The organism is Stagnihabitans sp. (assembly GCF_964946895.1).
Map to the genome: position 1 here is coordinate 14,582 of NZ_CBBQHX010000043.1, position 19,234 is coordinate 33,815.

19 protein-coding genes are annotated in these 19,234 nt (G+C 63.9%); 9 read left to right on the forward strand and 10 right to left on the reverse strand.

Annotated elements, in window-relative coordinates; genetic code table 11:
• Positions 1–7: 7 nt before the first annotated feature.
• From pdhA to AC1Y2B_RS19945, 3 genes are all read right to left on the reverse strand, one after another.
• Complete coding sequence (pdhA, locus tag AC1Y2B_RS19935) at positions 8–997, reverse strand: pyruvate dehydrogenase (acetyl-transferring) E1 component subunit alpha (protein WP_482254875.1); 990 nt, start codon at positions 995–997, stop codon at positions 8–10.
• Between the two features lie 251 nt (positions 998–1,248).
• Entirely contained in the window at positions 1,249–1,554 is a 306-nt protein-coding gene (locus tag AC1Y2B_RS19940) for an FtsB family cell division protein (RefSeq protein WP_482254876.1), read from the reverse strand.
• A gap of 128 nt (positions 1,555–1,682) precedes the next feature.
• Positions 1,683–2,612 carry a class I fructose-bisphosphate aldolase gene (locus AC1Y2B_RS19945; protein ID WP_482254877.1) on the reverse strand — a complete coding sequence of 310 codons (930 nt, stop codon included), beginning with the start codon at positions 2,610–2,612 and terminating at the stop codon, positions 1,683–1,685.
• Positions 2,613–2,756: 144 nt separating this feature from the next.
• On the opposite strand from AC1Y2B_RS19945, the gene AC1Y2B_RS19950 reads away from it, so the two are divergent.
• On the forward strand, positions 2,757–3,392 hold the full coding sequence (locus AC1Y2B_RS19950) for a helix-turn-helix domain-containing protein (RefSeq protein ID WP_482254878.1): 636 nt from the start codon (positions 2,757–2,759) through the stop codon (positions 3,390–3,392).
• A 190-nt stretch (positions 3,393–3,582) separates the two neighbouring features.
• Here AC1Y2B_RS19950 and AC1Y2B_RS19955 read toward each other — a convergent pair whose 3' ends face one another.
• From AC1Y2B_RS19955 to AC1Y2B_RS19965, 3 genes are all read right to left on the reverse strand, one after another.
• On the reverse strand, positions 3,583–3,705 hold the full coding sequence (locus tag AC1Y2B_RS19955) for an entericidin (protein ID WP_482254879.1): 123 nt from the start codon (positions 3,703–3,705) through the stop codon (positions 3,583–3,585).
• Positions 3,706–3,758: 53 nt separating this feature from the next.
• The gene (locus AC1Y2B_RS19960; RefSeq protein WP_482254880.1) at positions 3,759–5,573 is read right to left on the reverse strand and encodes an extracellular solute-binding protein; all 1,815 of its coding nucleotides are present in this window, start codon (positions 5,571–5,573) and stop codon (positions 3,759–3,761) included.
• Positions 5,574–5,885: 312 nt separating this feature from the next.
• Complete coding sequence (locus AC1Y2B_RS19965; RefSeq protein WP_482254881.1) at positions 5,886–6,824, reverse strand: calcium-binding protein; 939 nt, start codon at positions 6,822–6,824, stop codon at positions 5,886–5,888.
• A 188-nt stretch (positions 6,825–7,012) separates the two neighbouring features.
• Here AC1Y2B_RS19965 and AC1Y2B_RS19970 point away from each other — a divergent pair, with 188 nt between their 5' ends.
• Positions 7,013–7,786, forward strand: a complete 774-nt coding sequence (locus AC1Y2B_RS19970) for a 3-hydroxybutyrate dehydrogenase (RefSeq protein ID WP_482254893.1) — start codon at positions 7,013–7,015, stop codon at positions 7,784–7,786.
• Positions 7,787–7,891: 105 nt separating this feature from the next.
• Here the strand turns inward: AC1Y2B_RS19970 and AC1Y2B_RS19975 are convergent, their stop codons facing one another.
• From AC1Y2B_RS19975 to AC1Y2B_RS19985, 3 genes are all read right to left on the reverse strand, one after another.
• Positions 7,892–8,593, reverse strand: coding sequence for a DUF502 domain-containing protein (locus tag AC1Y2B_RS19975; protein WP_482254882.1), 702 nt, complete (start codon positions 8,591–8,593; stop codon positions 7,892–7,894).
• Between the two features lie 232 nt (positions 8,594–8,825).
• Positions 8,826–9,761 (reverse strand): pseudouridine-5'-phosphate glycosidase, encoded by a 936-nt coding sequence (locus tag AC1Y2B_RS19980; RefSeq protein ID WP_482254883.1) that lies wholly within the window; start codon positions 9,759–9,761, stop codon positions 8,826–8,828.
• A complete protein-coding gene (locus AC1Y2B_RS19985) occupies positions 9,758–10,660 on the reverse strand; it encodes a PfkB family carbohydrate kinase (protein ID WP_482254884.1) in 903 nt (300 codons plus the stop codon). Before AC1Y2B_RS19985 ends, AC1Y2B_RS19980 begins: the two co-directional genes overlap by 4 nt.
• 87 nt (positions 10,661–10,747) lie before the next feature.
• Between AC1Y2B_RS19985 and AC1Y2B_RS19990 the strand changes: the two genes are divergently transcribed.
• The 7 genes from AC1Y2B_RS19990 (at position 10,748) to AC1Y2B_RS20020 (ending at position 18,069) form a co-directional block, all read left to right on the forward strand.
• Positions 10,748–11,425, forward strand: coding sequence for a DUF2461 domain-containing protein (locus tag AC1Y2B_RS19990; protein WP_482254885.1), 678 nt, complete (start codon positions 10,748–10,750; stop codon positions 11,423–11,425).
• Between the two features lie 142 nt (positions 11,426–11,567).
• Entirely contained in the window at positions 11,568–12,329 is a 762-nt protein-coding gene (gene rpsB, locus AC1Y2B_RS19995; RefSeq protein ID WP_482254886.1) for a 30S ribosomal protein S2, read from the forward strand.
• A gap of 102 nt (positions 12,330–12,431) precedes the next feature.
• Positions 12,432–13,340 (forward strand): translation elongation factor Ts, encoded by a 909-nt coding sequence (gene tsf / locus AC1Y2B_RS20000; RefSeq protein WP_482254887.1) that lies wholly within the window; start codon positions 12,432–12,434, stop codon positions 13,338–13,340.
• 301 nt (positions 13,341–13,641) lie between these two features.
• Positions 13,642–14,913 carry an efflux RND transporter periplasmic adaptor subunit gene (locus AC1Y2B_RS20005; protein ID WP_482254888.1) on the forward strand — a complete coding sequence of 424 codons (1,272 nt, stop codon included), beginning with the start codon at positions 13,642–13,644 and terminating at the stop codon, positions 14,911–14,913.
• A complete protein-coding gene (locus tag AC1Y2B_RS20010; protein WP_482254889.1) occupies positions 14,910–15,623 on the forward strand; it encodes an ABC transporter ATP-binding protein in 714 nt (237 codons plus the stop codon). The genes AC1Y2B_RS20005 and AC1Y2B_RS20010 overlap by 4 nt, the downstream gene beginning before the upstream one ends.
• Entirely contained in the window at positions 15,613–16,824 is a 1,212-nt protein-coding gene (locus AC1Y2B_RS20015) for an ABC transporter permease (RefSeq protein WP_482254890.1), read from the forward strand. The genes AC1Y2B_RS20010 and AC1Y2B_RS20015 overlap by 11 nt, the downstream gene beginning before the upstream one ends.
• A gap of 324 nt (positions 16,825–17,148) precedes the next feature.
• Positions 17,149–18,069 carry a LysR family transcriptional regulator gene (locus AC1Y2B_RS20020; protein ID WP_482254891.1) on the forward strand — a complete coding sequence of 307 codons (921 nt, stop codon included), beginning with the start codon at positions 17,149–17,151 and terminating at the stop codon, positions 18,067–18,069.
• Position 18,070: 1 nt separating this feature from the next.
• Here the strand turns inward: AC1Y2B_RS20020 and AC1Y2B_RS20025 are convergent.
• Positions 18,071–19,234, reverse strand: a 1,164-nt coding sequence (locus AC1Y2B_RS20025) for an MgtC/SapB family protein (protein WP_482254892.1), incomplete at its 5' end; no start/stop codon positions are given.

Genomic DNA, 19,234 nt, shown 5'->3' on the forward strand with positions numbered 1-19,234 from the left:
ATCCCCCTCAGGCGTAGATGTCGGTGTAAAGTTCGGACAGCGCCGGTTCCGGGCTGTCCTTGGCGAATTCCGCCGACTCGTTGACGCGTTCCTTGATCTCGCGATCAATCGCCTTCAGGTCCTCTTCCGAGGCAAGACCGGCGTTCAGCAGCAGATCGCGGACATGCTCGATCGCGTCCTTCTCGGAACGGATTTTATCAACTTCCTCCCGCGTGCGGTACTTCGCCGGGTCCGACATGGAATGGCCCCGATAGCGATAGGTCATCATCTCCAGAATATACGGGCCCTTGCCCGCCCGGCAGTGCGCGACAGCCTTCTCGCCAGCCGCCTTCACCGCCAGCACGTCCATGCCATCGACCTGCTCACCCGGAATGCCATAAGCCGCACCCCGTCCGAAGAAGGTGCCCGACTTTGTCGAGCGTTTGACCGAGGTCCCCATGGCATACTGGTTATTCTCGATGACGAAGATCACCGGCAAGGACCACAGCTCTGCCATGTTGTAGGTCTCGTAAACCTGCCCCTGGTTCGCCGCGCCATCGCCGAAATAGGTGAAGGTCACATTGTCATTGCCCAGATACTTGTCAGCCAAAGCCAACCCAGCCCCCAGCGGCACCTGCGCACCCACAATGCCATGCCCGCCGTAGAAATGCTTTTCCTTGGAGAACATGTGCATCGAGCCGCCCTTGCCCTTCGAGTATCCCCCCTCGCGCCCCGTCAGTTCGGCCATCACCCCCTTGGGGTCCATGCCGCAGGCCAGCATGTGGCCATGATCGCGGTACGACGTCAGCCGCTTGTCGCCGTCCTTGGCGCAAGCCTCCAGCCCGACGACCACAGCTTCCTGCCCGATATACAGGTGGCAGAAGCCGCCGATCAGCCCCATGCCGTACAACTGCCCCGCCTTCTCTTCGAACCTTCGGATCAGCAGCATTTCCCGATAGAACCCCAACAGTTCTTCCTTGGAAACATTGCTCTTGCTTGCATCTTTCTTCGTGGCCAAGCCGCTTCTCCCCTCGCCTGAGAAAGTAGTTCAGTATTAAACCATCCATACAACATCGGTGAAACAACGCAAAACGCAAAATGCACAAGCCTTTCTCACTCGGCGCATGCCTGCCATGCAGCCGCGACAACCCGCCGCATGCCGGTTTCATTTGTTCACAAATATCCCGGGGTCCGGGGCAGCGCCCCGGGGTCAGCCACGTGCCGGCCCTGCAGTATCCTGCCGTAGGGTGGGGTTTTACCCCACCTGCCTCACCGGATCACGATCTCGTCGGCCCGCACATAGCCCAGAACCGAACGGACCTGCTCATCCAGCAGGTCCATGTCCAGATAACTGTCCGACATGCGACGGGTCAGGTTCTTCAGACTGTCGAGTTCCGCCGCCAGCTTGTCCCGCTCTGCCGTCAGTCCCTGCATCTCGTCGGCGGTTTGGGCCTGCCGCAACACGCCATAATCGCCCTGCACGGCGGCAAAGGTGAAATAGGCGCCCAAAGTCGCGGCAAGGGCGAAATACATGGTGGGCCCCAGACGGGTCCGCGATGGGATGGTGCTGCTCATCTGACGCCTCATACCCCTCTGGCGGGGGTTGCTGAAAACAGTGCCACAAAGCCCGAAGCTTGAAAAGTCAAATCAAAAAGGCCCGCGACCATCGCGGCAACGGGCCCCAACCCCGCAATCCTTGGGCGTCAGGCCTTGCCCTTGTAGATGTCCACCATCGTCTGCAGCAGCGCCAACGCCTCTTCCCTGGGCCGCTGGAAGCAGTTGCGCCCGATGATCGAGCCGTTGCCGCCGCCGTCACGGATCGCACGGGCGTCGTCCAGCACCGAATCCGACCCCTTGGCCGCCCCGCCCGAGAAGACGATGATCCGCCGCCCGTTCAGAACCGAGCGCACGCATTCCCGCACCCGGTCCGCCTGGGTGGCAATCGGCACGTTGCCGGCCACGAAGGCCTTCTTCGCCTCGGGCTGGCTCAGATGGCTGGTCGACAGCTTCACCTTGATGATGTGCGCGCCCAGCAAGGCCGCAATATGCGCCGCATAGGCCGTCACATCCACCGCGGTCTCGCCATCCTTGTCGAGATCCTCGCCGCGCGGATAAGACCAGATGATGGTCGCAATCCCCTTGGCCGCGGCCTCGCGACGCATCTCGGCAATGTCGGAAAACATCGACAGGCTCTGCGAAGACCCCGGATAGATCGTGAACCCGATGGCCGAGCAGCCCAGCCGCAGCGCGTCATCGACCGAGGCCGTGATGGCTTGCGTCTTGGGTGCCACCGCCGGCAGCAGCGAGTTGGCCGAGTTCACCTTCAGGATCGTTGGGATCTGCCCTGCAAACGTATCGGCCCCCGCCTCCAGCGGCCCCAAGGGTGCGGCATAGGCCGACAGCCCGGCATCCACCGCCATCTGGTAGTGATAATGCGGATCGTAAGCTGCCGGGTTCACCGCAAAAGACCGCGCCGGGCCATGTTCGAAACCTTGGTCGACCGGCAGGATGATCATCTTGCCGGTGCCGCCCAGCTTGCCCTCGCTCAGCATGCGGGCGAGGTTGGTCTTCACCCCGGGGTTTTCGCCTTCGTAATGGGACAGGATCTTCTGAACGATCCGGCTGGTGCGCATGATGGCCTCCGTCGTGAATTGAAATGACGGCATCTTTATCGGAGCACCAGGGCGGAGTGGCAACATTGCTTTTGCGCTAACGCCGCGAAAAGCTGGAAACGGCGTGCCGGTTGCGATGAAACGCCGCAAGCGTTAAGGGAAGCCATGACCAACGCCGATCCCAAACGTCTGATCCGCATCGCCCGCGACAACGGGCCGGACGCGCCTGCCGAACCGCCGCCCGAGCCGTTGAACCTTGGCCACCGGGTCAGGGAACTGCGCAAGGCCAAGGGCTGGACCTTGGATCAGGCCGCGACCCAGGCCGGCCTTGCCCGCTCGACCCTGTCCAAGATCGAGAACGGCCAGATGTCGCCGACCTACGACGCGGTCAGGAAACTGGCAGAGGGGTTGAAGATCTCGGTGCCGCAGCTTTTCACGCCCGCCGCCAAGGCCCAGGTCTCGGGCCGCATGGCCGTGACCAAGTTTGGCACCGGTCAGGCCCATGTGACGACGACCTACGAACACGAACTCCTCGCCGGGGGCCTGTCGCGCAAGCAGATGCTGCCCTATCGTGCCACGATCCGGGCGCGGTCGATGGATGATTTCGAAGGCTGGGTCCGGCATGAAGGTGAGGAGTTTCTGTACGTCCTCACCGGAGTCATCCGGCTTTATACGGAATTTTACGAACCCGTCGACCTGCGGCGGGGCGACAGCGCCTATTATGATGCCACGATGGGCCACAATGTTCTCAGCCTGTCCGAAGAAGACGCCACCATCCTCTGGGTCACGTCGCTCGCCTAGGATTGCACGCGTGCAATCCCGGTCAACATATTGATATACAACGAAATAGAAAAAATCGTTCAGGATTGCTTAACCCTGTTGCGCGCCGTCATTCAGGCGCAAAGATCCGACAGCTGCGCGCCACGTACCGTCAGAGCGGGTTTGCGGGGGATATGACATCCCCCGCCTGTGCCGTCAGCCGCCTGTGCCGTCAGCCGCCGATCCAGCCCGCGACATGGTTGGCACCCGAAGAGATGTCCTGCCCCACGCCCGACACGGTATTGCACCCGGCCAGCGCCGCCAGAAGTGCCAGAACCACCAGTTTCGTCTTCATTTTCTGCCTCATCGTTTCTTGTTGTCACCGGGCGGGATGCCCCGCCCGCGCCGTCACTCCTGCACCCACCACACATCCGGCATGAAGCCCAGCCAGTCGCCATAGACGGCCACGTAATCGGGATGTTTCAAGGCCTTCTTGTGCGCCATGTGGCTTACGTTGGAATACCAGAACGGGATCACATATCGGCCCGTCGTCAGCACCCGGTCAAGGGCCTGCACCGCCGTGACGAAATCCTCGCGGTTTTTTGAACTGACCATGGTGGCGATCAGGCCATCGACCGCCGGAGAGGCCACGCCCATCCAGTTGCGCGTGCCCTCTTTCGTTACCCCGTCCGACCCCCAGTACAGCGTCTGTTCGTTGCCGGGACTAAGCGACAGCGAGCGGCTGTAATGGGTCATGTCGAAATTGTAGCTGTTGGTGCGTTCTTTGTACTGGGCCGAATCCACCGTCTGCACCGTGGCCGTGATGCCCAGTTTCTTCAACGCCTCGATATAGATGTTCACCGCGGCGATCGTGTCGGCTTCGCCGTTGGCCAGCAGGATTTCGAAGGCAAAGGCCTCGCCCTTGGCATTCTTCAAGGCGCCGTCCTGAATGGTCCAGCCGGCGTCCTCCAGCAGCTTGGTGGCCTTGCGCAGGTTGCCCCGGTTTGCCTCCGATCCGTCCGAGACGGGCAGGGCATAGCCCTCCAGCGCGCCGGGCAGCAGGGCGTCCTTGTAGGGGGCCAGCAGGGCAGCCACCTTGTCAGAGGCGGGCTTGGCCACATCCCCCGACAGGTCCGAGTTGTCAAAGTAGCTTTCGATCCGCGGATTGGCCCCGGCGTTCAGGGTCTGGTTGATCAGTTCGAAGTTGAAGGCATCGGTCAGCGCCTCGCGCACACGCCAGTCGGCGAAGATCGGCTTGCGCATGTTGAACACCAGCCCGTCGATGCCCGAAGGGCGCTTGTGGGGGATGTCTTCCTTGACCACCTCGCCCGATTGCACGGCGGGGAAATCATAGGTCGTGGCCCATTTGGCCGCGTTCGATTCGCGGTACATGTCGATGTCGCCCGCCTTCAGCGCCTCGATCATCACGGTGGGGTCGGCGAAGTAGATGTACTTCAGCGTGTCGATGTTCCAGCGCCCCTTGTTGAAGGGCAGATCCTTGCCCCAGTAATCGGGGTTGCGCTTGTAGGTGATGAAATTCCCCGCCTCGACCTTGTCCACCACGTAGGGCCCCGAACCGATGATCGGGTCCAGACTGGAGACGGTGAAATCCTTGCCCGCCCATTGCTTCTTTTCCAGGATCGGGCGCAAGCCCAACAGCAACGGCAATTCGCGGTCCGGCGTGTTGAAGGTGAACTTGACCGTGCGCGGCCCGGTCTGCGTCGACGAGGCGATTTCCTTCCAGGCCTTGGCATAAACCGGGCTGCCCTGTTCGCCCAAGGTCTGCATCGACCACAGCACGTCATCCACCGTCACCGGGGCGCCGTCCGAGAATCGCGCCCCCTCGCGCAGGGTGAAGGCGACGTAGCTGCGCGCGTCATCGGTATCAATCGATTCGGCCAGAAGGCCATAGAGCGAGAAGGGCTCGTCATAAGAACGGCCCATAAGTGTCTCCACGGTAAGGTTAGAAACCGAACCGGGGGCGTTGCCCTTGGTGATGAACGGGTTGAGCGAATCGAAACTGCCAGCCTCGCCGAATGTGGCGCTGCCACCCTTGGGCGCATCGGGGTTGGCCTGGGGCAAAGACACAAAATCAGGTGGAAGGGCAGGCTCTCCATACATAGCTATGCCATGGCGTGGTTCCGCAAAGGCCGTCTGGTTCAAAAGTGCAAGCACCGTGACCGTTAGTGCGGCCTTGAAAGCTTGGGCGATAGGGAGACGCATCGGCAACAATCCTTGCAGCGGGGAGCATTTGGCCAGACCCTACGGCGGCTCACGCGCCATTTCAAACGTTTAGCTTGAACCAAGCCGGCACAAGGGCTATAAGAACCCTACTGCTCGATAGGTTTCTTGCCTGTATGAAACCTGCCTCAACGACTTAACGCCGGCCTTGCGCCGGCGTTTTTTTATGCCTTGTGCTGACAAAGCGGGCGCGCGACGGACAAAGCTGTGGCGCGGGGGCAAGGCGGCAGCGCACAGCAAGAGACCCCGGCGCTGTGCAGCACCGGGGCCGGGAAACGGGTCGGGGTAAGGCGGTCAGAACAGGCCGGTGTCGAGGATCTTTCCGGGATCGGCGAAATCGTGCAGGTCGATGCTGGCCAGCTTCACGTTGCGCAGGACCATATGCAGGTCACCCTCGTCATAGACGACCTGACGGCCATCCTGATGGGCGTGTTCGAGAAAGTCCTTGTACGCTTCGTCGGCCGAGCCGAACCGCAGGTTGACCAGCTGATCCTCGGGGCTGAAGTCGGCGATCTTGAGCGAGCCGCCGGCCTTGATGTCGAACACGAACAGATCGGCACCCGCACCGCCCCAGACCGTGTCGGTCCCGCCGCCGCCCGCCAGCAGGTCGCGGCCCTTGTCGCCCGAAAGCTGGTCGGACCCGGTGCCGCCGATGATGCTGTCATCGCCGGCGCCGCCATAAAAGCTGTTGTTGCCCTCGGCATCGGTCAGGACATCGTTGCCGGCATCGCCCCACAGATTGTCATCGCCCGCACCGCCATGGACCGTGTCCTTGCCCACGCCGCCATGCAGGTCATCGTCCCCGCCCTTGCCCTCGATCAGGTCGGCGAACTTGGACCCGGTCAGTGCGTCGCTCCAATCCGTGCCGAAGGCATAGCTTTTCGCGGCCGAGAAATAGCTGGTCGTGATGCCCTCGTGCAGGGTGGCGAATTTGTCGAAGGCCTCAAGCACCAACTTGGGCGTGTTCCAGAACTTGTCCCCGAACATCTCGCCCAGCTTGGCGGCCTCGATGTTCAGACCATTGGCCTTGATGACGTCGTCGAGGATCAGATGCGTGCCGTTCAGGTGCTGGTGACCAATGGCGATGTCATAAATATCGCCCGACAGGATGGCGCCGCTGGCGTCATAGGTCATCGCATCCCCGGTGATCGTGATCTCGACGGAATGGGTGTCGTCCAGCACCAGCTGCGCGACCCAGGTGGTGGGGGTTGGTTTGGGACTTCCGTTCGACATGTACTCGTTCCTCATACGGGTCCGGTCGTCGTCATGGACCGGGTGACAGATGAGCCAGCCTAGACGCGGGATGCGGCGGCTTGATGCGGACAATTTGACGTGAATGCGGCAAAGTGCGGCCAGCGCCGCGCCCTCTGGCCAGTGCGGCGGAAACGGTTATGCTGCACTGCGTCATGACAGGGGTAGGGATCATGCTTGCAGGCAAGACAGCCATCATCACCGGATCGAACTCGGGCATCGGCCTTGGCGTGGCCGAGGCTTTGGCGGCCGCGGGCGCCGATGTGGTGCTGAACTCGTTCACCGACCGCCCCGAGGATCATGCGCTGGCCGCTGACCTTGGCCGCCGCCATGGCGTGCAGGCGCGCTACATCGCGGCAGACATGTCGAACGGGATGGCCTGCCGCCAGCTGATCGCCACAGCCGGGGCTTGCGACATTCTGGTCAACAACGCGGGCATCCAGCACGTGGCACCGATCGAAGAGTTCCCCGCCGCGATGTGGGACCGCATCATCGCCATCAACCTGTCCTCCGCCTTCCACACCACCGCCGCCGCCCTGCCGGGGATGAAGGCGAAAGGCTGGGGCAGGGTGGTCAACATCGCCTCGGCCCACGGCCTGACGGCCTCGCCCTTCAAATCCGCCTATATCGCGGCCAAGCATGGCGTCGTGGGCCTGTCCAAAACCACGGCGCTGGAGGTGGCGGGCCTTGGCATCACCGCCAACGCCATATGCCCGGGCTATGTGCTGACCCCGCTGGTCGAGGCGCAGATCCCCGACCAGATGAAGGTGCATGGCATGGACCGCGAAACGGTGATCCGCGAGGTCATGCTGCTGCGCCAACCCTCGCGCCAGTTCGCGACCGTCGAACAGATCGGCGGCACCACCGTCTACCTTTGCTCGCCCGCCGCCGATCAGGTGACGGGCACGACGATCAGCGTCGATGGCGGCTGGACCGCCCTGTAAGTCAAAGGAGCGCGCCAGCGCGCGCTGTCTTTCTCTCGCCTCTGGCCTGCGGCCAACCGGCTCGGGTCAAGGGCCTCGGGCGGGCGTATTTGGGCAAGGCGCACATCAGTCTTTCAGCAATGGCCCGTCCTTGACCGGATGCCCCTCTTTCGGCTGGGGGTAAACCAGGCCGCCCGAGGCGACCAGCTTGGCGGCGTCTTCGGGCAGAAGGTCGAGTGCGATGACATCCTCGCGCCGCACGAAGACCACGAAGCCGCTGGTGAAGGGGGTCAACCCGATGAACACAGCGATCACATCGGGGCCCAGCTTGGCGGCAATCTCGCCTTTGGGGCGCGAGGAGATCAGGCCCAGCGTCCAGACGCCCTGCCGTGGGAACTCGACCAGACAGCACTTGTCGAACGAGGCCTCGGATTTGTTGAAGACGGTTTCCGCCACCTGCTTCAGCGCCGAATAGAGCGAGCGCACCACCGGCATGCGGTCGACCAGCCGATCCAGCCGGCCCAGCACCGTGCGCCCGATGATGCCCTTGGCAATCCCGCCCATCGCGGTGGTGAACAGCAGAAAGACCACGACACCGACGCCGCGGATCGGGAAGGAATGTCCCGGCCCGAACAGCATCTGGGTCAATTCCTGCGGATGGTAGGCCTCTGGGATCAGCGGCAGGATCCAGCCATCCAGATAGCCGATCACCGCCCAGATCAGATAAATGGTCAGTGCGATGGGCAAGACCACGACCAGCCCGGTCAGAAAGCTGGAACGGAGGGAGGCCATCAGGCTTCTGCGGTGGTGGGCAATCGGGTTGGACATGGGCGCTCCTGCGGATCGGCGCAGATGTAGCGCAGTGCGGGCCGCCACAGAAGACCTGCTTTCCAATTCACCCGGTACAAATATCCCGCAGGGGGTCCCCCGGGGGAGGTCGCACCTCCCCCGGGGGCAGGGGGTGCGGGGGGCGGCAGCCCCCCGCCTTCGGGGCCGCCGCGCGCATCGACCGCCAGGTCGGCTGTCAGGTCAACCGTCAGGTCTGCTGTCAGGTCGGCTGTCAGATCCTCGGCAGCGCCAGCAATTCGGCCGCAATCGCCGCCGCCAGCCGGGCGTTGTTCTTCACCAGCGCAATGTTGGCGACCAGCGAGCGGCCTTCCGTCAGTTCGAAGATCCGTTGCAGCAGGAAGGGTGTCACCGCCTTGGCCGAGATGCCCTGCGATGCGGCCTCGCGCAGCGCCTGTTCGATCACCGGGGTGATCTCGGCGCCGGGGATCTCGGCGGCCGAAGGGATCGGATTGGCGACCAGTTGGCCGCCCGACAGGCCAAGCCGGGCGCGCATCCTTTGGGCAGCTGCGATCTCGGCGGGGCTGTCCATCCGCAACGGCGCCTTCAGGCCGCAAGAGCGGCTCCAGAAGGCCGGAAAATCGTCCTGGCCATAGGCGATGACCGGAACGCCGTGGGTTTCCAGCACCTCCAGTGTCTTGGGCAGGTCCAGGATGGCCTTGGCCCCGGCCGCCACCACCGTCACCGGGGTCTGGGCGAATTCCAGCAGGTCGGCCGAGATGTCGAACGAGGTTTCCGCCCCGCGATGCACCCCGCCGATGCCGCCGGTGGCAAAAACCTCGATCCCGGCCAGTTGGGCGCAGATCATGGTGGCGGCGACCGTGGTGGCCCCGGTGCGGCCCGTGGCAAGGCAGGCGGCCAGATCGGCGCGGGACAGTTTCATGACGCCCTTGGCCTGACCCAGGGCCTGCAGGTCCGCGTCCGACAGGCCGACATGGATCCGGCCGCCCATCACCGCGATGGTGGCGGGCACGGCACCGGCTGCGCGCACCTCGGCCTCGACGCCGCGCGCGGTCTCGACATTCTGCGGCCAGGGCATGCCATGGGTGATGATGGTGCTTTCCAGGGCCACGATGGGCCGGCCATGGGCACGGGCCTCGGTCACTTCGGGCGAGAAGGAGAACAGGTTGAGCGTAAGTGTCAGGGTCATGAACCGACCTCCTTGGAGACATAATCGGCGGCGGCGCGCAGGGCGGCCTGCAGGGCGGCTTCACGGTCGGCGCCCCGGCGTTCGGCCACGATATGGGCCGCCATGAAGGTATCGCCCGCGCCAGTTATGCGCGCCACCATGACCTGCGGCGGGTTGGCGGTGATGACGCCAAGGCCAGCGCGCCCCTCGGCGCAGGGCCTGCCGCCGTCCGTGACCAGCACGCGTGCGGCGCCAAGGGCCAACAGCGCCTCGGCCGCCGCGGGCGCGGTGCCGGCCTCGGCGCGCGACAAGAGACGCGCCTCTTCCAGATTGACATAGAGCGTGGCGCCGGGATGGCGCAGCAGGGGCGACAGCCGTTCGGCCTTGCCGGGCGAGGCGGGGGCGATGCGCAGGTCGGCCAGGGCGAAAAGGCGAGAGCTGGCGATATCGGCCAGCAGCGCCTCGGTCAGGTTGCCATCCAGCGCGATCATGCCGGCCCAGGGCGCGGCCTCGGAGCCCAGGGAGCCATCCGACAGCGGCCGCAGGATCTTGGCCCCCGCCGCCTCTAGCGAATGGGCGTCGGCCACGGCGGCGATCAGGCCATTGGCACCCTCTATCGCCATGTAGCGGTCGGTGGGCAGATCCTCCGAGCGGTAGGCGTGTTCGGTCACCAGCCCCAGACGGGCGCAGGCGGCGACCAACTCCTCGCCCTCGGCATCGCGGCCAATGGCGGTCAGGATCGCGGGATGCAGGCCGAAGCGGGCCAGCGTCATGGCGATGTTCATCGCCACGCCGCCCGGCAGGCGGGTGATGCGGCCGGGCACGTCGCCGCCCAGCCGCAGCGAGGCGGGCGTGCGGCCGATGATGTCCCACAGGACCGAGCCGATGCAGAGAATATCCGGTGTCATGGGCGGTTTCATGGCTTATCCTGTGGGGGAAGCGCAAGGGGAAGCGTTGCTGCCTCCGGCGGGGATATTTGGACAAGTATGAAAGGGGGGGGCGGGGGGATGGCGTTTGAGGGCGTGCCACGCGGGCTGATCGGGTTTCTGCAGGGGCTGGAGGCGGAGACCACGCGCGACTGGTTCGAGGCGCACCGGGCCGAGTATGAAGCGCTTTGGCTGAAACCGGCGCTGGATCTGGCGGCGGCCTTGTCGGGTCCGGTGGCCGAGATGGGGCTGATGGCGGTGCCCAAGCTGAACGCTTCGGTTCGGCGGATCAATCGTGATGTGCGGTTTTCAGCCGACAAGCGCCCCTACCACGCGCATTGGCATCTGATCCTGTCGACGGGACCGGACTTCAACCGGGTGCCCGGCGTGCATCTGGTGGTCTCTGCCACGGGCTTTGGCTGTGGCGCGGGCTTTTATGGCTTCACGCCGCAAGGGCTGGAGCGGATGCGCCATGCGATCTGCGACAGCACACAGCGCGCGGAATTGGTGCAGCATCTGGACCGCGCCGCGCGGCAGGGGGCGGTGTTGACCCCGGCCGATCTGGTCAAGGTGCCCAAAGGCTGGCCGTCGGGTGCCGACTGGGATCACCTTTTGCGCCGCAAGCATCTGGTGGCGCGCAGGCCAGAGCCGCAGCCCTGCCCGGATTGGCTTTTCACGCCGGACTGCGTTGCAGGGCTTGCGGCGATCGTCGCCGATCTGGCCCCTCTGGCGCAGTGGCTGGCGCGCTTTGCCGGGTGACTTGGTGCTTGCATCGGGGGCGGACGTGAAGTAACAGCCGCTCACTTCACAGGCAGGTGCGGGCCGGAGGGGGCAACCCCAAGGGTCCACCGGTTGGGGGAAACCCTGAAATCATCTGCCAAGGTTCAAACCGGAAAAGGACATGGATATGGCTATTCCCGAATTCTCGATGCGTCAGCTGCTGGAAGCTGGCGTACACTATGGTCACCAGACCGCCCGCTGGAATCCCCGCATGGGCGAGTACATCTACGGCGACCGCAACGGCATTCACATCCTCGACCTGACGCAAACCGTGCCCATGCTGGACGCGGCGCTGAAGATCGTGCGCGATACCGTCGCCAAGGGCGGCCGTATCCTGTTCGTGGGCACCAAGCGCCAGGCGCAAAAGTCGATCTCTGAATCGGCGGAAAAGTGCGCACAGTATTACATGAATCACCGCTGGCTGGGCGGCACGCTGACCAACTGGAAAACCATCCAGAACTCGATCGCGCGGCTGAAAGCGCTGGACGAGATTCTGGCGGGTGGGGCCGAAGGCCTGACCAAGAAAGAGCGTCTGAACATGGAACGCGAACAGGGCAAGCTGCAAGCGTCCTTGGGCGGCATCCGTGAAATGGGCGGCACGCCGGACCTGCTGTTCGTCATCGACGTTGGCAAAGAAGCGCTGGCCATCACCGAAGCCAAGAAGCTGGGCATCCCGGTTGTGGGCGTCGTGGACAGCAACTGCTCGCCCAAAGACATCGACTACATCATCCCGGGCAATGACGACGCAAGCCGCGCCATCGCGCTGTACTGCGACCTCGTCTCGCGCGCTGCGCTGGACGGCATGACCGCCCAGATGGGGGCGGCCGGTGTCGACCTTGGTTCGCTGGAAGATGCCCCGGCAGAAGACGCCGTCGAAGCCTGATCTTTTGGCCCTGCGCCAGACGCGGGGCCAGTTTCATAATTCTGGTATCGGGCGGGGGTATATCCCGCTCGCTGCCATTTCAGGAACAGTGGAGACTTGAAGATGACCGTCACCGCACAAATGGTGAAAGAACTGCGCGAATCGACCGGCGCAGGCATGATGGACGCCAAGAAGGCGCTTGTGGAAACCAATGGCGACATGGAAGCCGCCGTTGACTGGCTGCGCACCAAGGGTCTGGCCAAGGCCGCCAAGAAGGCCGACCGCGTCGCTGCCGAAGGTCTGATCGGCGTGGCCGTGAACAACGGTCGTGGTGTGGCTGTCGAGATCAACTCGGAAACCGACTTCGTCGCCAAGAACCCCGATTTCCAAAGCCTGGTGCGCGAAGTCACCAAGGTTGCGCTGCAAACCGGCGAGTCGATCGAAGTGCTGAAAGCCGCGCATCTGAACGGCGAACCGGTGGAGACCGTGATCAACGCGGCCATCGCCCGCATTGGCGAGAACATGACGCTGCGCCGCCTGCACGTGCTGGAGGGCGACACCGTGGTGTCCTACGTCCACAATGCGGCGACCGACGGCATGGGCAAGATCGGCGTTCTGGTCGCCCTGAAGGGCCCGTCCGACGCCGCTGAAGTGATCGGCAAGCAGTTCGCCATGCACATCGCGGCAACCTCGCCGCTGTCGCTGTCGGAAGCCTCGCTGGACCCGGCCGTGCTGGAGCGTGAACTGGCCGTGCAAACCGCCAAGGCGCTGGAAGAAAACGCGGCCTCGGCCAAGCCCAAGCCCGATGCCGTGATCCACAACAACATCATCCCGGGCCGCATGAAGCGCTTCCTGTCGGAAAACACCCTCTTGGGCCAGCAGTTCGTGATCAACCCCGACGTCACGGTGGCCGATGCCGCCAAGGCGGCTGGTGTTGAAATCACCGGCTATGCCCGCGTCGCCGTGGGCGAAGGCATCGAGAAGGAAAAGGAAGACTTCGCCGCCGAAGTGGCGAAGATGACCCAAGCCTGATTGATCAGGCGTCGGAATGGGACGGGCCCGGGGGAAACCCCGGGCCCTTTTCGGTTCCAAGCCACCCGCGGATCGTCCCCTGTCCGGGTGATTTGCCAGATACAAGCAAACGATCTTGAGGGTGTGACACACTCCATCGCCGGCAACGAACCGCGCTTTGTCCCCGGCAGAATCTGTCCTCCGCCGATGCTGCACCGCAAATTCCCGTGACGCTGTGCCGCAGCGACGGAATTCCGGGGCTTTGCCGTTGAATGTTCAAAGGGTTGAGCCCAGCTTGATGCAGGGCACCAGAGGGACAGTCATGGCAGAGACGATCACGGTCGAGGCGATCACCCGGCGCCGCAAGCGCTTTCGGCTGCGGGGCTGGATTGTCTGGTCTTTGGTGATCTTGCTGGGCGTGGGCGGCGGTTATCTTTTGCTCAAGTCCCGCAGCACCGCGACTGCGACGATCCATTACACCACCGCCGAAGCCAAGACTGCCGACATCACCGTCATCGTCACCGCTGTTGGCACCGTGCAGCCGATCCAGCAGGTCGATGTCGGCTCGTTGATCTCGGGCACGATTTCCGAGGTCGATGTGGCGGTCAATGACACTGTCAAGAAAGGGCAGGTGCTGGCGCGCCTGGACACCTCCTCGCTTGAGGCGGAACTGGCGCGCGACGAGGCGACGCTGACCGCCCGCAAGGCCGAGGTGGAGGATGCCAAGGCCACGCAGGAAGCGGCATCGGAAAGCCTGGGCCGGGCGCAGAAGATTTTCGACAAGGGGCTGAATTCGGTCGAGGATCTGGCCACCGCCACCACCGCGCAGCGCCGGGCCGATGCGGCACTGGCCTCGGCCCTGGCCAATGTGCAGGTCGCCGAAGCCGATGTGAAGCTGAGCCAGACCAACATCGACAAGGCGGTGATCGTGGCTCCCATCGACGGCATGGTGCTGGACCTCAAGGCCGATCTGGGCCAGACCGTCTCGGCCTCGACCAACACGGTGGTGCTGTTCACGCTGGCGCATGATCTGGGCCAGATGCAGCTGCAGGTGGATGTCGACGAGGCCGACATCGGCAAGGTGCAGGTCGGCGACCCGGCGTCTTTCAGCGTCGATGCCTATCTGGGCCAGACCTTCCCCGCCAAAGTCTCCGAGATGCACTATGCCCCGCAAACCGTGGACGGGATCGTGACCTATCCGACCATTCTGGCCATCGACAATTCCGACCACCGCCTGCGGCCCGGCATGACGGCCTCGGCGGATGTGACGGTGGAACAGGTCAAGGGCGTGCTAAGCGTGCCCAACGCCGCCTTCCGCTACACGCCGCCTCTGGCCACCACGGCAGCACCGAAAAGCACCGGCCTGCTGGGCATGCTGTTTTCCGGCGGCGCACCGGGCGACCGCAACCGGCAGACCACCAGCAAGTCCAATGGTGTCACCAAAGAGGGCTACCGCGACCTTTACGTGATGAAAGACGGCCAACCTGCGCAAATCGCTGTGAAAACCGGCGTGACGGATGGCGATGCGACCCAGATCCTCGACGGTCCCTTGGCAGTTGGCGACCTTGTCATCACCGCGCAGGGGGGCAAATGACCGAGGCGCAGGTGCCCATGCTGGAACTGCGCCATCTGTCCAAGATCTATGGCATGGACGAGGCCAAGGTCTTTGCCCTGAACGATGTCAGCCTGACCGTGCAGAAGGGTGAATTCGTGGCGGTGATGGGGCCCTCTGGCTCGGGCAAATCGACGGCGATGAACATTCTGGGCTGTCTGGATACGCCAACCTCCGGGCAATACCTGCTGTTTGGCACCGATGTGACAGGGCTGGACCGCGACCAGCGCGCCCTGCTGCGGCGGCATTTTCTGGGCTTCATCTTTCAGGGCTTCAACCTGCTGCCGCGGACCACCGCCTTGGAGAACGTTGAACTTCCGCTGATTTACCAAGGCATTCCCGCCGATGAACGCCGCGACCGCGCGATGGACGCGCTGACCAAGGTCGGCTTGCAGGGCAGGGCGGATCACCGCCCCTCGGAACTGTCGGGCGGCCAGCAGCAGCGGGTGGCGATCGCGCGGGCAATCGTCACCAAGCCCGGCCTGATCCTTGCCGATGAACCGACCGGCAACCTCGACTCGGCCCGCGGGCGCGAGATCATGGAGCTGCTGGTGCAACTGAACCGGGATGAGGGTCTTTCGGTCCTGATGGTCACCCATGAACCTGACATGGCCGATTACGCCAACCGCATCATCACCTTCGTCGACGGCAGAATTCAATCCGACCGGGTCAGGGACCATCATGCTGCTTGAAGCGCTGCGCCTTGCCCTGAGTACGGTTTTTCGCAATAAACTCAGGTCCTTCCTGACCGTTCTTGGCATCGTGATCGGGGTCGCTTCGGTGATTGCCATGGTCACGGTGGGGCAGGGGTCGACGGCGCAGGTGCAATCCGATGTGGCCTCGCTGGGCTCCAACCTCTTGATGATCCGGCCCGGCGCGCCCTCGCGCGGGCCGGGCGGCGGGGCCAATGACGCGGCCCCCCTGACGCTGGCCGACATGGACGCCATGGTGCGCAACATCCCTGACATCGCGGCCGCCACCCCCGGTTCGTCCAAAGGCCAGACCACGGTCTTTGGCGAGATGAACCACACCGTGCAAGTCACCGGCACCGACAATGCCTTCTTCGCCATCCGGGGCTGGACGCTGGCCTATGGCCGGGAGTTCTCGGAAGGGGAGTTGCGCATCGGCACCCCGGTCTGCATCCTTGGCACCACCACCTCCACCGCGCTGATCGGCGAGGGCAACCCGGTCGGCACCACGATCCGCGTCGGCAAGGTGGCGTGCGAGGTCATCGGCCTTTTGGCCAAGCGCGAGGCATCGACCTTCGGGCAGGATGACAATGACGTGGTGATCATGCCGCTCAAGGCCTTTCAGCGCCACATCTCTGGCAAGACCGATGTGCAAAGCATCTCTGTCACCTTTCGCGACGGGGCCAGTGCCGAGGATGTCACCGCCCAGATCCAAAGCCTGATGCGCGAACGCCGCCACCTTAGCGGCGACCAGAACGACGACTTCAATGTCTTTGACATGAAACAGATTTCCTCGATGCTGACCGGGATCACCGGCGTGCTGACCGGCCTTTTGTCGGCGGTGGCGGCGATCAGCCTTCTGGTCGGCGGCATCGGCATCATGAACATCATGCTGGTGTCGGTGACCGAGCGGACCCGCGAAATCGGCATCCGCATGGCGGTGGGGGCGACCGAGCGTCAGGTCCTGATGCAGTTTCTGGTCGAAGCCGTGGTCCTGTCGCTGATCGGCGGCATTCTGGGCATTCTGTTGGGTCTGGGCCTTGGCGCCATCGGGTCCTATGCGCTCAACATCGGGTTCCTGCCGGATTACCGGATCATCGTGGCCTCGTTCATCTTCTCGGCCATCGTGGGGGTGGTGTTCGGCTTCTTCCCGGCCCGGCGGGCCGCACGGCTGGACCCGATCGAGGCGCTGCGGCATCAGTAGCGAAAAAGGGCCCGCCGCAGCGGGCCCCAGTCCCTGTACCTTGCGCAAGCTTCACCCAAGGCTGCATACCACGCTGGCACAGGGTTGCCCCGCATAGCCCACCTTGGCCAATGCATAATTTTGCGGCTGTTATGCTGTTTTTTCATCTCCTGTCGGGAAATGTCGCAAAATCATGATAAGCTGTCGCTGATCCACAGCCGGCGATCCAACGCGAAAAAACCGCTCCAAAGATAACTTTTACTTCGGTGGCGTCCTCCATAATCATTGCAAAAAAGAAGATTGGGGCAGGTTTGGTGTCCGGCCAAGGGCAAAACAGAAAGTGTCATGAGGACGAAACTTCAGCTTCGCATCGTGAACGCCCTTGGCCGGCACCGCAACTTCTCAATGGCAGCAGCCCATGTTGGAATGGGCCAGCCCGCCCTGAGCCGCGCCCTTATGGCGCTGGAACAAGAGATGGGCGTCAAACTGTTTGAACGCAGCAAGACATCGGTCGCCCCAACGGTCTATGGCGAGATCGTTTTGGCGCGGTGCGAGGCGCTGATCAACGGCTTTGACCAGATCGACCGCCTGGTAGCGGCCTTGGCACGATCTGATCAGGACGCGTTCCGGATCTGCGCCGGGCCTTTTGCCGCTGATCTGTTGGGCGCTCCGGCGCTGTCGGCTTTCGTCAATCGCAACCGAGGGACCAGTGGCACCCTGGTGGTGCGCGATTGGCGAGAGGGGCGCGACGACCTGCTGGCAGGGCGCTGCGACATGGCGATTGGCGATGTTTCGGGGGGAGATCATCCCGATCTGGTGGTGGAACCGCTGGTTGCACTGGCGGTGTCGGTGTTCTGTCGCAAGGATCATCCGCTGCTGGACGTGGCCGATCCGACCCTGCCGGATATCATGACCTATCCCTGGACCATGACGCGCCTGCATGCCAATTGGCTGAAGATCCTGCCCGCCGATCTGGGCCGGGCCGGGTCCGTCGATGCCCAGACCGGCGATTTCATCCCGGCGGTCTGCGTCGACTCGCTGTCATCGATGAAATCGACGGTGCACAGCAGTCTGGCGCTGTGCTGCGGCCCACTGGAGGTGATCCGTGCCGAACTTGACAGCGGTCAATTCCGCATCGTGCCGTTTCATCAGCCTTGGATGCAATACCGGTTTTCCATGATATTCCACAAGGATCGCCCGGCCAAAGGGGGCCTCGCGAAATATGTCGCGGCCCTGCGCCAGCAAGTCGCGGGTTTTGCCGCCTGACCTACAGCGCCGCGTAAACCACCGCCGCTGCGGCAATTCCGGCCAAGGTCGCCCACAAGAAGCGCAAGCCGATCACCCCGCGCCCGACCCAAGAGGCCAGCACCGCCTTGGAGCAGGAATTCACCGCCACCGCGATCAGGATCGCCCGGGCCAGCACCTGCGGATCGCCCGTCATCCGCGCGGTCGAGATGGTGATGGCATCCACATCCGCCAATCCCGACACCGCCGCCACGATATACAGCCCGGCCGAGCCGAAATTGCGCTGCACAAGGCCCGAGATCAGGATCACCACCGTGATCAGCAGCGCCATGCGCAGGGCGCCCAGCAGGTCAAGCGGGCTGCGAATGCCAAGGTCCGGCATGCCGGGGGCGCTGGCGGTGCCGCTCATCCAGACGGCGAAGGCCACGAAGGTCAGGAACCCCGCCGCAACCGGCGGGCCAAGGATCACCAGCAGGCCCGATTGCAGCACCGTGGCAATCACCACCACCCGCAGCAGCATCACCGCCCCGGCGATCAGCATGCCGGCCACCAGCAGCCGGGCAGGGGCCTTGCCCCGCGCCAGCCGCGCCAGGCTAAGCGTGGTGGCCGTGGACGAGGCCAGTCCGCCCGCCGCCGCCGTGATCAGGATGCCCCAGCGCGGCCCCAAAGACCGCACCGCCACATAGCCCAGAAACGACACCCCGGCGATCATGGTCGCAAGAATCCAGATCTCGCGCAGGTTCAAAAGGCCCCAGGGATCGACGGGCGTCGCCGGCAACAGCGGCAGCATCAGGAACGCCATCGCCAGCAGGATCAGCCCGTCGCGGATTTCGGCCAAGGTCATCGTGGCGACCCAGGAATGCAAAACCTCGCGCAGGGCCAGCAGGGCAGTGGCCACGATCGCCGCCGCCACCGCCACCTGCATGTCGCCACTCGCCGCCAAAGCGCCCAACAGGAAGGTCAGCAACCCGGCCAACGTCGAGGTGACGCTCAGCTCGGTGCCTTGCCCGCTTTCGCGCCATTGAAACGCCGCGAAAATCGCCGCGAAGGCCAAAAACACCATGCCGGTCAGCGCCACGCCAAGCGCTTGCCCCAGAATGGCCGAGACGCCGCCGATCAGCCCCGCCAGCGTGAAACTGCGGATCCCCGAGGCGCGCAGCGCACTTTCCTGCGCCCGCACCGTCCA